This is a genomic window from Streptomyces glaucescens (assembly GCF_002154375.1).
GTDB lineage: Bacteria > Actinomycetota > Actinomycetes > Streptomycetales > Streptomycetaceae > Streptomyces > Streptomyces glaucescens.
Window position 1 is genome coordinate 1 of record NZ_MUND01000682.1, and the last position, 12,552, is coordinate 12,552.

At 74.7% G+C, this 12,552-nt stretch carries 11 protein-coding genes and 2 pseudogenes; 5 read left to right on the forward strand and 8 right to left on the reverse strand.

The window, feature by feature from the left end:
• On the reverse strand, positions 1-1,472 hold a 1,472-nt coding region (locus CCN42_RS34830; protein ID WP_211294857.1), incomplete at its 3' end, for a carboxylesterase/lipase family protein.
• A gap of 345 nt (positions 1,473-1,817) precedes the next feature.
• Here CCN42_RS34830 and CCN42_RS34835 point away from each other — a divergent pair.
• Entirely contained in the window at positions 1,818-2,831 is a 1,014-nt protein-coding gene (locus CCN42_RS34835; protein WP_211294858.1) for a hydroxyacid dehydrogenase, read from the forward strand.
• A gap of 207 nt (positions 2,832-3,038) precedes the next feature.
• A complete protein-coding gene (locus tag CCN42_RS34840) occupies positions 3,039-4,082 on the forward strand; it encodes a LacI family DNA-binding transcriptional regulator (RefSeq protein ID WP_086741393.1) in 1,044 nt (347 codons plus the stop codon).
• 9 nt (positions 4,083-4,091) lie between these two features.
• Here the strand turns inward: CCN42_RS34840 and CCN42_RS34845 are convergent, their stop codons facing one another.
• Positions 4,092-4,742 carry a ThuA domain-containing protein gene (locus CCN42_RS34845; protein WP_086741394.1) on the reverse strand — a complete coding sequence of 217 codons (651 nt, stop codon included), beginning with the start codon at positions 4,740-4,742 and terminating at the stop codon, positions 4,092-4,094.
• Between the two features lie 79 nt (positions 4,743-4,821).
• Entirely contained in the window at positions 4,822-5,436 is a 615-nt protein-coding gene (locus tag CCN42_RS34850) for a hypothetical protein (protein WP_086741395.1), read from the reverse strand.
• Between the two features lie 61 nt (positions 5,437-5,497).
• Here CCN42_RS34850 and CCN42_RS34855 point away from each other — a divergent pair, with 61 nt between their 5' ends.
• Positions 5,498-6,130 carry a VOC family protein gene (locus tag CCN42_RS34855; protein WP_086741396.1) on the forward strand — a complete coding sequence of 211 codons (633 nt, stop codon included), beginning with the start codon at positions 5,498-5,500 and terminating at the stop codon, positions 6,128-6,130.
• A 277-nt stretch (positions 6,131-6,407) separates the two neighbouring features.
• On the opposite strand, the gene CCN42_RS34860 is transcribed toward CCN42_RS34855, so the two are convergent.
• Both CCN42_RS34860 and CCN42_RS34865 read right to left on the reverse strand, forming a co-directional pair.
• A complete protein-coding gene (locus CCN42_RS34860) occupies positions 6,408-7,529 on the reverse strand; it encodes a methyltransferase (RefSeq protein ID WP_086741397.1) in 1,122 nt (373 codons plus the stop codon).
• A gap of 168 nt (positions 7,530-7,697) precedes the next feature.
• Positions 7,698-8,939 carry an alpha/beta hydrolase family protein gene (locus tag CCN42_RS34865; protein WP_086741398.1) on the reverse strand — a complete coding sequence of 414 codons (1,242 nt, stop codon included), beginning with the start codon at positions 8,937-8,939 and terminating at the stop codon, positions 7,698-7,700.
• Between the two features lie 365 nt (positions 8,940-9,304).
• Here CCN42_RS34865 and CCN42_RS34870 point away from each other — a divergent pair, with 365 nt between their 5' ends.
• On the forward strand, positions 9,305-9,709 hold the full coding sequence (locus CCN42_RS34870) for a VOC family protein (protein ID WP_086741399.1): 405 nt from the start codon (positions 9,305-9,307) through the stop codon (positions 9,707-9,709).
• A gap of 110 nt (positions 9,710-9,819) precedes the next feature.
• On the opposite strand, the gene CCN42_RS34875 is transcribed toward CCN42_RS34870, so the two are convergent.
• Both CCN42_RS34875 and CCN42_RS34880 read right to left on the reverse strand, forming a co-directional pair.
• A complete protein-coding gene (locus CCN42_RS34875; protein WP_086741400.1) occupies positions 9,820-10,506 on the reverse strand; it encodes a helix-turn-helix transcriptional regulator in 687 nt (228 codons plus the stop codon).
• Between the two features lie 10 nt (positions 10,507-10,516).
• On the reverse strand, positions 10,517-11,449 hold the full coding sequence (locus tag CCN42_RS34880) for an AraC family transcriptional regulator (protein ID WP_086741401.1): 933 nt from the start codon (positions 11,447-11,449) through the stop codon (positions 10,517-10,519).
• Between the two features lie 81 nt (positions 11,450-11,530).
• On the opposite strand from CCN42_RS34880, the pseudogene CCN42_RS34885 reads away from it, so the two are divergent.
• Positions 11,531-12,398, forward strand: a pseudogene (locus CCN42_RS34885) (Rossmann-fold NAD(P)-binding domain-containing protein).
• Between the two features lies 1 nt (position 12,399).
• Here the strand turns inward: CCN42_RS34885 and CCN42_RS45115 are convergent.
• Positions 12,400-12,552 (reverse strand): annotated as a pseudogene (locus CCN42_RS45115) (YihY/virulence factor BrkB family protein); the annotation flags it as partial.

A 12,552-nucleotide genomic window follows, 5' to 3' on the forward strand; every position in this document is an offset into this window, starting at 1 on the left:
CGTACATCGCGTACGGCCCACAGGGCGAGTTCGGTATCCCGTGGGCCGTACGCGATGTACGGCTCTCCGTCGCCGAAGACCTGTACGGGGTGTGCGGGATCCCAGGGCTCCCAGCCGGGATTCCCCTCGGTGACGAAACGCACCCACGCGGCGTGCATCTCCTCGGCCAGCTCCCGCGGCACGTCCTCGCCGGCCAGCTTGGCCGACTCCGGCACGTCTCCGCTGTCGAAGACGAAGCCCAGCTCCAGGGCGTGGCAGGCGCCGAGACCGGGACGCAGGGAGGGCCACGCGAACTCGTACACGTACGACGTTCCGAGGCGGGCGTCGGCCAGGCGGTGCAGTGGACGGCGCAGCAGGTGGTCGGTGACCATCTGGCCGACGATCTCGGCGGTGCCGGCGTCGGGGCGCAGCGTGCGGTAACCGCGGGGCACCTCGTGGCCGGCGCGGCAGCGGGCCATGGCGCCGGCGAGCGCCACGGCGCCGAGCCGGTCGACCCGCTCCAGCAGGCCACCCGGGACCAGCCAGAGTCGGTACTCGTCACGGGTCCAGCCCATGAGCAGTTCGGCCCCGGCCGCGGCCCGGCCCTCGACCAGCACCTGAAGGGGGTCGCGGGGCACCAGGTCGCCGTCGATGACGACCCCGAAGGCGGGCCCGCCGAGGACCGGGCTGCTCAGCCGGCCGACCTCGGCCTGGGTGCGCAGCAGCAGCTCCCGGTCGACGGCCGCGAAGGCCTCGGCGGTCGCGGGGACCTTCAGCCGGGCGGCCATCCGGCGCACCATGCGCCGCACCTTGTCCCGGTCGGAGGCCTCGGGCGCCCCGCTCTGCAGAACGGCCCGCCGGAACAGCCCCTGGGCCTGCGGCGCGGCGATCAGGGCGCCGGCGCTGATGGCACCGGCGGACTGCCCGGCCAGGGTGATCCGGTCCGGGTCGCCCCCGAAGGCCTCGATCGCCTGGTGCACCCAGCGCAGCGCGGCGAGCTGGTCGCGCAGGCCCGGGTTGGCGGGCGCGTCGGGGAACAGGCCGTAGCCCTCGACGCCCAGCCGGTAGTTGACCGACACGCACACCACGCCGTCCCGGGCGAAGGTGCGTCCGTCGTACACCGGCACGCTGGACGAACCCCTGGTCAGCGCCCCGCCGTGGAGCCAGACGAGAACCGGGAGCCGAGCTCCTGGCCCCGGCTCAGGCGTCCACACATTGAGGTTGAGGCAGTCGTCGCCGGGCACGACCGGGTCGGACAGGTACTGCGCGAAGGCATCGGAGTACGGCGGTTTCGGCGCGGTCGGACCGAAGGCGAGCGCATCCCGGACCCCGTGCCAGTGCTCGGGCGGGACGGGCGGCCGGAAGCGGTGGGGGCCGAACGGAGGCGCGGCGTAGGGGATCCCGCGGAACACGGCGACATCGTGTTCGTAGCTGCCGCGCACGGCCCCGTACGGTGTGTGGACCACGGGGCCTGTCCGGTCCGCTGCCGCCATCCGCAACCAGCTCCTCGCACGCTCTCGCTCCGTTCATCCCAGAGCGTCGCATCGCGCTGAAGTATTCCGGACGCGGGCGCCGCCGGTGTACACACGTTCGGCGGCATACCGCAGTCGCATACCGCAGATCGCACGCCGCCTCCTGTACACCGCATCCCGGCTGCCCCCGTACCGGCGACCGGCGACCGAACGCCCGCATCTCGCATACACCAGCGGCTCGAGGCCCCTGGACGCGCACGGCCGATTGCCGCTCCTCCCCCACGGATCTACGGTAGAAGGCGCTTTCACGAAACGTTCCTCCTCTCCCCTCGCCCTTCGCCTCCACCCCCGCCCATCAGGAGAGTCATGTCCAGCGCCCAGCCGCCCAGGGCCGTGTTCGCCATGGACCCGGTGCACCTTCCACGGCTCTTCCCGGCCCCCCTCATGGCCCGGCTGCGGCAGACCGCCGAGGTCGATCCCGCGCTCGTCGTGCGGGACTTCGCCGACCCGGCCGCCGCCGACGCGCTGGCCCGCGCCGAGGTCCTGATCACCGGCTGGGGCTGCCCCCGCCTCGACGAGCGCGCGCTGGCCGCCGTCCCCGGGCTGCGCGCGGTGCTGCACGCGGCGGGCTCCATCCGTTCACTGGTCGGAGAGGCCCTGTGGCGGCGCGGTGTGGCCGTCTCCAGTGCGGTCACCGGCAACGCGGTCCCGGTGGCCGAGTACACCCTGGCGATGATCCTGCTGGCGGGGAAGGACGCCTTCGGGCACCGAGAGCGCTACCGCGCGACGCACGCCTTCCCCTCGCCCGCCCAGACCGCCGGCATCGGCAATCTGGGCCGCCGGGTCGGCGTCGTCGGCGCCTCGCGGGTGGGCCGTCGGCTGCTGGAGCTGCTGCGGCCGTACGACTTCGAGATCCTGCTGTACGACCCGTACGTGGACGCCGCCGAGGCCGTCGGGCTCGGCGCCCGCCCGGTCTCCCTGGAGGAACTGCTGCGGAGCAGCGACATCGTCACGCTGCACGCCCCGGACATCCCCGAGACCCACCACATGCTGGACCGGTCCGCGCTCGCCCTGATGCCGGACGGTGGCGTGCTGATCAACACCTCCCGGGGGGCGCTGGTCGATCAGGACGCCCTCACCGACGAGTTGGTGTCGGGCCGGCTGAGCGCGATCCTCGACGTCACCGACCCCGAGCCGCTGCCCGCCGGTTCCCCGCTCCACACCCTGCCCAACGTGTTCCTCACCCCGCACATCGCGGGCTCCCTCGGCAACGAGCTGGAGCGGCTGGGGCGGATCGTGGTGGAGGAGCTGGAGCGCTGGGCGCAGGGGCTGGCGCCGGCCCATGAGGTGCGGCAGGCGGACCTCGCCCGGGTGGCCTGACGCCCTTCCGCCCGCGGTGTCCGGCGTTTCGAAAGTTCAGTGAGTCGCATTCCGCCGATTCCCGTGTCTTCACGTCTCCTTGCGGCACGCCTAGGGTAGGAAGCGCTTTCTATCCAAGCGTTCCGTCCGGTCGTGTCGACGGCCCGGGAGCAGAGTGCTGGTCGCAACTTTCGAGGGCCCTCGGGCGGGCCGGAGGGGTGGTTTCCGATGGGCCGAACGGCACGTGCGAGCGCGACGGCCGGTCCGACGCTGGCGGTGGTGGCCCGGGAGGCGGGGGTGTCCGTGCCGACCGCGTCCAAGGTCGTCAACGGCCGCGAGGACGTGGCGCCCGAGACCCGCCGCCGGGTCACCGAGGCGCTGGACCGACTGGGATACGTACGCAGGCCCCGGTTCGACGCGGCGCGGGCCCCGGGCATGGTGGACCTCGTCGTGCACGCCCTGGACAGCTCCTGGACCGGCGCCGTCCTGCAAGGGGTGGAGCAGGCGGCGCACGACGCGGGGCTGGACGTCGTCGTCTCGGCGGCGCTCGGCCGCAGCCGGGCCGGGCGCCCCGAACGCGGCTGGCTGGACAAGCTGACCGCACGCGGCTCGGCCGGGGTGCTGTTCAACCTGGCCGAGCTGACGGAGAGCCAGTACGCCTGGCTGGAACAGCACCGCATCCCCTTCGTGATGATCGACCCGGTGCTCGAACCGCCGCCCGGCGTGGTGTCGGTGGGCGCGGCGAACTGGCAGGGCGGGGTGACGGCGACCGAGCATCTGCTGTCCCTCGGCCATGAGCGGATCGCCGTGATCACCGGCCGCCGGCGCACGATGTGCAGCGGGGCACGGCTCGCGGGCTACCGATCCGCGCTCGCCTCGGCGGGGCTGCCGCACCGGCCGGAGTACATCCGCCACGCCGGGTTCGACGAGGCGGTGGCCCGTCGGCACATGCGGGAGCTGCTGGACCTGCCCGAGCCGCCGACGGCCGTCTTCGTCTGCTCGGACCGGATGGCGCTGGGGGTGTACGACGCCGTGGCCGAGCGGGGATTGCGGGTGCCGGACGACCTGAGCGTCGTGGGCTTCGACGACCTCCCGGAGGCCCGCTGGGCGGCGCCCGCCCTGACCACGGTCCGCCAGCCGCTGTCGGAGATGGCGGCGACGGCCCTGCGCCTGCTGGTCCGCATGATGGACGGCGACCGCCCGGAGAGCACCCGGACCGAACTCTCCACCCGTCTGGTGCCGCGCGACAGCACGGCTCCGCCGCACGGCTGAGCCGTCGGCTCAGTGCGCGAGTCCCGCCGCCCAGGCGATGCCGCCGCGCAGGTGCTGACGGAAGTCCGGGTCGTCGTACGCCTCGGCGGCATGTCCGAGGGCGGTGTAGAAGACACGTCCGGAGCCCTGCCGGCGGCACCACACGAGGGGGTGGTCGGCGCCCATCCCGCCGCCCTCGTACGAGGACTCGTCGGCGCACACCAGCACCCGTGCGGTGCCGCGCGGGTTGGTGCGGAAGTCGTACCACTCGTCGGTGAAGGCCCAGACGGCGGGCAGGTGCCGGGTGGCCGGGTGCGTGCGGTCCTCCACGACCGCCTTGCCGGGCTGGTGGGCGGGGTGCCGGTCGAAGCGGGCGCCCAGCAGTTCCCCGTAGTAGGGCCAGCCGTACTCCGTGCAGGCGGCGGCGTGGACGCCGACGAATCCGCCGCCCGCCTCCACGTACCCGGCGAGCCGCTCCCGCCCGGCCGGTGTCAGCACCTCGCCGCTGGTGGACAGGAAGACCACGGCCGCGTAGCCGTCCAGCGCCGCTTCGAGCGCCGCCGGGTCCTCGGTGTGCTCGACGTCGAACTGTCCGAGCGCGCGTACGGCGGCGACGGCGGCCGGGATGGAGTCGTGGCGGTAGTCGGTGGTGCGGGTGTGGACGAGGAGTCGCGGTGCCATGCGCACGACCCTATGCCGGGGTCGCGGCACGTCCCAGGGGCGCCGGGGCGACGCGGAACTTCCGGCTCCCGCGACGGGTTCAGCCGCCCGCGCCCGCCCCGTCACGGGGTGCCCCGTCGCCCTCGGCGGGCAGGTCGCCGCGCTCCACGGGCTCGGTGCCGCCACCGCCCTCCGGCAGCAGGGCGTCGAGTTCGCCGGCGGTGGGGCGGTGGGCGCCGAGGGCGGCCTCGCGCAGCACGTCCCGGCCGACGCCGGGTCCCGCGCCGACCAGGACGACGTGGCCCTCCTTGCGGACGGCGTACTCGCGCTGGTCACCGGAGCTGCGGTACCAGGCGTCGCCGTCCTTCCGGCACGTGGCCGAACCGCCTGAGGAGGAGTCGCCGACCGGCCGCTCCGGGCAGGTCGCGGCGGTCATCTCGGTGCGGTCGACACGGAGCTGGATCTGGTCGCCGGTGGACCGGGAGACGTAGACGGCGGAGAAGCCGTCGCCGCCGTAGACGCCGACGGACTGCCGGGCCACGGTGAACCCGTCCGCCTCGATGGCGTACACGTGCTCCGGAGCGATGCCCAACCTCTGTGCACGGGCGCCGACTTCACCCGGGTCGGCCGCCTCGCCCCGGTCCCCGCAGCCGGTGAGGAGCAGCACGGACAGCGGCAGCGAGGCGTACGTCAGAGCACGTGGCAGTCGGGTCATCCCCTCATCTTTGCGCACAGGTGTTCCCCGACGGGGTGGGGGTCGGCGTAGCCTCGCGGCGATGAACACGATTCCGGCACACCTGGACCACCTCGTCCTCGCCACCCCGGATCTGGCGGCGACGATCGCCGACTTCACCCGGCGGACCGGGGTGACCCCGGCCGTCGGCGGCACCCATGTCGGCCTGGGCACCCGCAACTACCTGGTCGGCCTGGGCGGCGCCGGCTACCTGGAGATCATCGGCCCGGACCCGGAGCAGTGCGGCCCGTCCGGCCCGCGACCGTTCGGCGTGGACGGGCTGCCCGGCCCGCGCACCGTGACCTGGGCGATCCGCACGACCGACCTGGACGCGGCGATCGCCTCCGCCCGCACCCGCGGATACGATCCCGGCCCCACCCGGGCGATGAGCCGTCGCACGCCCGACGGCACCCTGCTGGAGTGGCGGCTGACGGACGGCGTCGCCGCCCACCCCTCCGGGCTGGTGCCCTTCCTCATCGACTGGGGCACCTCCCGCCACCCCACCGCGGGCGGCCTGCCCGTCACTCCCTTGCTGCGGCTGACGGCGACGGCTCCCGACCCGGACGGGATCCGGCCGCTGCTGGCCGCCCTGGACACCGGACTGGCCCTCGACGAGGGTCCGGTCGGCTTCTCCTTCACCATCGGCACGCCGCGCGGCCCGGTCACCTTCACCTGACCGCGCGGACGACCGTCGGGGGGACGCGGACAGGGACGTCACCTGGTTGCCGTGCGCGTCGAGGGTGCGCAGGAAGCGGGCGGCGGGGCGGGAGGTGGACTGCTGGAAGCCAAAGACGTCCACTCCCGGTTCCGGAAGCTGTCCGCCGTGGGGCCGGGAATCGGTGCCCGCAGCGCCCGTCGGCAGTGGGCGGTGTTCGAGGCGGGCCAGGCGGCAGGCGGGGCCGCCGTTGGGCATCTCCAGGGTGTCGGCCGGAGTTCCGGTCATGACGCGGAGTTCAGCCGGCGGTGCCCGGGCTCGCCGCCAGCCGCCACAGCGAGGTCACTTCCGCCTTCCGGGCGGAGTGCAGCGGATCGGCGGGGTCGTGGGCGCGGGGATGCAGCGGCCGGGCGTCGAGGCGCCCCGCCACCGTCAGGCCGGCCTGGGCGAACAGGTCGGTCAGCTCGGTGCGGGAGCGCAGCCCCAGACGCTCGGCGAGGTCGGAGATGATGAGCCAGCCTTCACCGCCGGGTTCCAGATGGGCGGGCAGCCCGTCGAGGAAGCCGCGGAGCATCCGGCTTCCCGGGTCGTACACCGCGTGTTCGAGCGGCGTCCGGGCCCGGCCGGGAAGCCACGGGGGGTTGCAGACGACCAGGGATGCCCGGCCGTCGGGGAACAGGTCGGCCTGCCGGACGTCCACGGTGGATGCCAGGCCCAGGCGGTCGATGTTCTCCCGCGCGCAGGCGAGCGCACGCGCGTCGAGGTCCGTGGCCACCACCCGGCGGACGCCGCGCCGGGCCAGGACGGAAGCGAGCACCCCCGTGCCGGTGCCGATGTCGAACGCCGTGCCCTGCGACGGCAGCGGTGCCTCGGCCACCAGGTCGACGTACTCCCCTCGCACCGGGGAGAACACACCGTAGTGCGGCGTGATCGACTCGCCGAGCGCCGGCACGTGGACTCCCTTCTTGCGCCATTCGCCGGCCCCGAGGACTCCCTGCAGCTCGCGCAGTGACACGACATAGGGCCGGTCACACTGCCCGTACGCCTGCTCGCAGGCCAGTCGCACGTCCGGGGCTCGGCGCAGGGGGATCACATGCCCCGCCTCGACCGGCACGAGCAGCATGCCCAGGATCCGCGCGCGTCTCGACTGCGCCTGACGGTACAGATGGAAGCTCCGCTCGGGTGACGCCCCGGGCTTCGGCGGCCTCCGGTCGACGCGGCGCGCCATCGCCCCCAGTAACTGACGGGCGTTGTGGTAGTCACCGCGCCATAACAGCGAGGTTCCCTCGCACGCCAGGCGGAACGCGGTGTCGGCGTTCATCCGGTCATCGGCCACCAGCACCTGTTTCGGCGGCGGCGCGCCGCTCTCCGACCGCCACAGGGCGCAGCGCTCCCCTCCCGAACCGTCCGGCCAGCACATCGTCTGTTCCTTGCTCACCTCTCCATCATCCTCCGCGCCACCGCGGACCTCGGCCGGGCGGCGGCGCTCACCGGCCCGCGTCGCGGTGGCGGACGGCCGAGCCGAACCGGCGCGGGCCCGGGCAGCGGCCGCTCCGGGTGACGACGGCCCCGGCCTGTCGCGGTGTCGTCAGGAGACGAAGCGTATGTCGGGGTGCGCCGGAGAGGGTCCGTCCAGCAGGGGGCGCGGCCGGTCGCGCAGGTGCCGGTCGAAGAAGGCGGTGAGGTAGGCGCGTTGGGCCGCCGTACTGCGCTCGGCGTCCACCGTGCCGATGTACATCTCGAGGGTCTCGGCCGGGATGTCGAGGTGTGCGTCCAGCGTGGGCAGGAGGGTCTGGAAGTCGGTGTAGCTGAAGTGGCCGCCCCGTTCCAGGCTGAGATCGCGCTTCCAGCCGGTCGAGCGGTCCCAGAAGGACTGCCAGGAGGGCGTGTTCGCGTGGGTCTGCTGTGCGGTGCCCATCAGCATGAACGGGCGGTCGAGGCCCCTTTGGGCGACGGGCAGGAATGCGTCGTCGCTGTACTGGAGCGTGCCGTCCATGTTGACGCCCGCGTCGACGCGGGCGTCGACCCGCATGGTCTCGGCCGAGGTCATGCCTCCCGCCGAGTGGCCGAACATGCCGATCCGTTCCAGGTCGAGGGCCTTGCCCAGGCCCCGGGGCAGGTGCCGGCCCTCGGCGTCGGGGTTCACGCCCGCGCGCAGGACCTCCAACTGGTCGAGGACGAAGCGGGTGTCGGCCACCCGGGCCCGGATCGCCGTACGGCGCTCCGCGACGGTGTCGATCGGCTCCGTCGCGCGTTCCAGGCGTCCGCCGGGGAACTCCACCGGATCGGTCTCGTGGGTGTGGTCGACGGTCACGACGACATATCCGCGGCTGGCGAGTTCCACAGCCGTGGAGGTGCCGAAGGCGCGGGGCACGCCGAGACCGGGCGAGTACAGCACCACGGGCCGTCCGCCGCGGTGGTCCGCCGGGGCCGATGTCACGGCGGGGGCGCGTATGCCGGCCCAGTCGACGTCGCCGGGGCGGGCCAGCCCGAACGAGCCGGACTCGTCGGCGAACCGGGCGACCCCGGGCCGCAGATACGGCTCGCGGGGATGTCCGCTCGTCGTGCGCGCCGGGTACCAGACGCTCACCATCAGCTCCCGGTCCTGCCCCGTGATCCAGGGGTCGGGCCGGTCCCGGTCGACGAGGTGGAGTTCCGTGGTGCCGACCGGGTGCCGTCCGGTCGGCCCGGGCAGTGCCGGCCGCACGGGCTCGGCGGTGGTGGACGCGGTGGAGGAGGACGCGGTGGGTAACGAGGCGGCCGTGCCCGCCCCCAGGGTCAGGGAGAGGGCGAGGGCCGCGGTGGCGGTCACGCCTGCATGGAGTCGCATGCGGTCACTGTGTCCCGGCGGCCCGGGGCGGCACATCCGACCCCGGGGGTACTCCGCCCCTGATCTCCCCCGCCCCCGGAGGGAGCCGGAACCCTGATCTTCCCCTCCTTTGGACGGATCCGGTTCCCCTGGGGTATAGTCGATCTTGCCCGGCCACCGGAACTCCCGGATACCGGTCAGGCGTTGGTGGTCCAAGGAAAGACGCCCCGCTTCCTGCGGGGAGATGCAGGTGCAAGGCCTGCCCAGCGCTCCGAGACGAGCCCCGTTCCTCCAGCCGGAGGGACGGGGCTCGTGCCGTTCCGCGCGCTCACCGGTGTCCGATTCCTTCAAGACGCCCCGCCGTCACCCCGCCTAACGTGGGCCGTATGAGTCCACGATTCGATGCCATCGGCCTGGTCGTCACCGACATGGCCGCTTCCGTCGCCTTCTACCGCCGCCTCGGCTTCCCCTTCCCCGAGGGAGCCGAGGAGCAGCCGCACGCGGAGGCCGGACTGCCCGGCGGGCTGCGGCTGTTGCTGGACACCGAGGAGACCGTGCGGTCCTTCTACCCGCAGTGGCGGCCTCCGTCCGAGAACGGCTCACGGACCTCCCTCGCGCTGCGCTGTGACGATCCCGGCGAGGTCGACGCCTTGTACGAGGAGCTGGTGGGCTCGGGGTGTCACGGCGAGCTGAAGCCGTGGGACGCCGTCTGGGGCCAGCGGTACGCCGTCGTCCAGGACCCCGACGGCAACGGTGTCGACCTGTTCGCGCCGCTGCCGGCCACCGAGTAGCCGCACCCGCGGCCCGCCGCCGAACAGCCGCACCGCCGCTCGCCGCCGAGTGGCCGCCCCCTACGGGCCCCGACCGCCGGGACCCTTCGGGCCGCCCTGGAGCCGGAGTCCTACCGGCCGCACAGGAGCCGCCCCAGCGGCACGCCCGTCAGGTCCCTCACGTCCCGCGCCAGATGCGCCTGGTCGGCGAAGCCCGCCCGGGCCGCCGTCTCGGCGTACGGCACTCCGGTCCGGGCCAGGGCGAGGGCGCGTTGCAGCCGCAGTACACGGGCCAGGGTCTTGGGGCCGTAGCCGAAGGCGGCCAGGGAGCGGCGGTGCAGGCTGCGGGCGCCGATGCCCAGGGCGTCGGCGGTCGCGGCGACCGGGTGGCCCGCCTCCAGGGCCGCGACCAGTCGGCGCAGCAGCGGGTCCGGCGGGCCGGCGGCGGCCGCGAGGTCCCCGGCCGCGGCTTCCAGGCCGGTCATCGGGTCCGGCGCCGCCTCGACCCGGGCCCGCAGTCGGCGTACCTCCGCCGCCGGGCGCAGCTCGGTCAGCTCCACCCGACGGTCGCGCAGCTCGTGCGCCGGTACGCCGAGCAGGGCGGGCGCGACGCCGGGCGGGAAGCGGATGCCCGCCCAGGAGACGGGCGGGCCGTCGGGGAGATGGGCCCGGGTGTCGGGGCCGGCCACCCTCAGCCGGCCCTCGCTCCACAGCAGGTCCATGCAGCCGTCGGGCAACACCCGCCCGAGGCCGGGCCCGGCCGGGGTGTTCGTCCACACCGTCGCGTCCACCAGCGACGCCGCCCGCTCCGTGTACACGCGGGCCAGCCTACGCCCGGCCGCGGAACTCCTGCGGGCTCACCCCGTACCGCCTCTTGAAGGCCGTGGACAGGGCGAACGCGCTGCCGTAGCCCACCTGGCGGGCGATCGCCTCCAGGGTGTGGGCGGTCTCGCGCAGCCGGTCGGCGGCGAGGGCGAGCCGCCAGCCGGTGAGGTGGGTCATCGGGGGTTCGCCGACCAACTCGGTGAAGCGGCGGGCGAGGGCGGCGCGCGAGACCCCGCACTTGGCGGCCAGCGCGGCCACGGTCCACGGGTGGGCGGGGTCGTCCTGCATCAGCCGCAGCGCCCGGCCGGCCACCGGGTCGGCCAGTGCCCGGTACCAGCCGGGCGGCTCCGCCTCGGGGCGGGCGAACCAGGCCCGCAGCGCGGCGATGACCAGCAGGTCGAGCAGCCGGTCCAGGACGACGTCCTGGCCGGGCGCGTCCCGGACGATCTCCTCGGCGAGCAGCGGGGTGAGCGGGCAGTCCCAGACGTCCCGGGTCAGGGTGAGCAGGGGCGGCAGCGCGTCCAGCAGCCGGCCGCCGATCTCGCCCGGCCACAGGTAGGTGCCGATCAGCATCACCGCCGACCCGTCGAGCCGGCCGCCCCAGGTGCGGACGCCCAGGTCCATGGAGCCGTTCAGCGGGCGGCCGTCGGGGTGGTGGCACGCGCCGCCGGGCAGGATCAGCGCCTGCGGTTCCGTGTCGGGGTGGTCGGCGCAGGTGTACGGGGCGGGGCCGCGGGCGATGGCCAGTTCGCCGGCGGCCAGCCGCACCGGCCGGCCCGTCTCGGGGGTGATCCAGGCGTCGCCGCGGGCCATGACCATCACGGTCAGGGGTGCCCGGTCGGCCACCCGCACGGCCCACGGCGGGTCGAAGCAGGCCCGGATCAGGAAGGCGCCGCGTGCCCGGGGACCCGCGAGCAGGGCTGCGAGGGCGTCCATCCCGCCAGCGTAGACGCGCGCGTAGGGGAATGAGCCGTTCGGCGATGGGGCCGGGCGGGCGGCGGCGGTTGACTGACGCCCATGACAGCGAACAGCGCAATGAGCAGCGGCGGGACATGGGCCGGGGACGTGACCGTCGTCGTGACGGGTGCCTCCGGCCGTACCGGGCGCCGCGTCGCCGAGGCCGCGCGGGACGCCGGGCTGGCGGTGCGGCCCGCCTCGCGGGCCCACGGTTTCGACTGGGACGCCCCGCAGACCTGGGCGGCCGCCCTGCGCGGCGCGGACGCCGCTCACCTGGTGCACCCGGCGGACGTGGGCGCGCCGGCGGCCACCGAGGCGGTCGGACGGCTTGCGCGGGAGGCGGTGGCGCTCGGTGTGCGGCGGCTGGTGCTGCTGTCGGCGCGCGGGGAGGAGCAGGCACTGTCCACCGAGGCGGCCCCTGCACGGGTCGGGCGCGGACTGGACGGTCGTCCGGGCGGCGTGGTTCGCGCAGAACTTCAGCGAGGGGCCGCTGGCGGCGGAGCTGCGGGAGAGCGGGGAACTGGTGTTCCCGGCGGGTGAGGTGCGGGAGCCGTTCGTGGACGTGCGGGATGTCGCGGAGGTGGTGGTGGCCGTACCGGCGGCGGGCGACCGCTGTGCCGGGCGGACCGTGGAGGTGTCGGGGCCGCGGCTGCTGACCTTCGGGGAGGCGGTGGCGGAGGTCGCGCGGGCGGCGGGGCGGGAACTGGCGTACCGGCCGGTGCCGGCGCGTGCGTACGGGGAGCGGCTGGCCGGGTTCGGGCTGCCGTCCGAGGAGGTGGCGTTCCTCGTCGAGATGTTCGCGTCGATGCTCGACGGGCGGAACGCGTACCTCTCGGACGGCGTCCGGCAGGTGCTGGGCCGGGAGCCGCGCGACTTCGCGGCGTACGCGGCAAAGGCCGCCGCGGCGGGGGCGTGTGCGGTGGGGTAGGTCAGTGCTCCGCCGGGCCGTCGTCGCCCTTGGGGGTGGTCTTGGCGTGGGCGCGCAGGCGGGAGGTGACGTCCTCCGGGGGCAGGAAGCGGGACCAGCGCTCGGGGAACTCGGAGGGCATGTCGGGGTCGTCGGGGTCGGCCTCGCGGGCGGC

Excerpts from the sequence above, each read along its gene's own strand:
- CCN42_RS34840 (WP_086741393.1), top strand. The coding sequence starts at position 3,039 with ATGGGCCGAACGGCACGTGCGAGCGCGACGGCCGGTCCGACGCTGGCG.
- CCN42_RS34880 (WP_086741401.1), bottom strand. The coding sequence starts at position 11,449 with ATGGACGCCCTCGCAGCCCTGCTCGCGGGTCCCCGGGCACGCGGCGCC.
- CCN42_RS34850 (WP_086741395.1), bottom strand. The coding sequence starts at position 5,436 with ATGACCCGACTGCCACGTGCTCTGACGTACGCCTCGCTGCCGCTGTCC.
- CCN42_RS34855 (WP_086741396.1), top strand. The coding sequence starts at position 5,498 with ATGAACACGATTCCGGCACACCTGGACCACCTCGTCCTCGCCACCCCG.
- CCN42_RS34870 (WP_086741399.1), top strand. The coding sequence starts at position 9,305 with ATGAGTCCACGATTCGATGCCATCGGCCTGGTCGTCACCGACATGGCC.
- CCN42_RS34860 (WP_086741397.1), bottom strand. The coding sequence starts at position 7,529 with ATGTGCTGGCCGGACGGTTCGGGAGGGGAGCGCTGCGCCCTGTGGCGG.
- CCN42_RS34865 (WP_086741398.1), bottom strand. The coding sequence starts at position 8,939 with ATGCGACTCCATGCAGGCGTGACCGCCACCGCGGCCCTCGCCCTCTCC.
- CCN42_RS34845 (WP_086741394.1), bottom strand. The coding sequence starts at position 4,742 with ATGGCACCGCGACTCCTCGTCCACACCCGCACCACCGACTACCGCCAC.
- CCN42_RS34835 (WP_211294858.1), top strand. The coding sequence starts at position 1,818 with ATGTCCAGCGCCCAGCCGCCCAGGGCCGTGTTCGCCATGGACCCGGTG.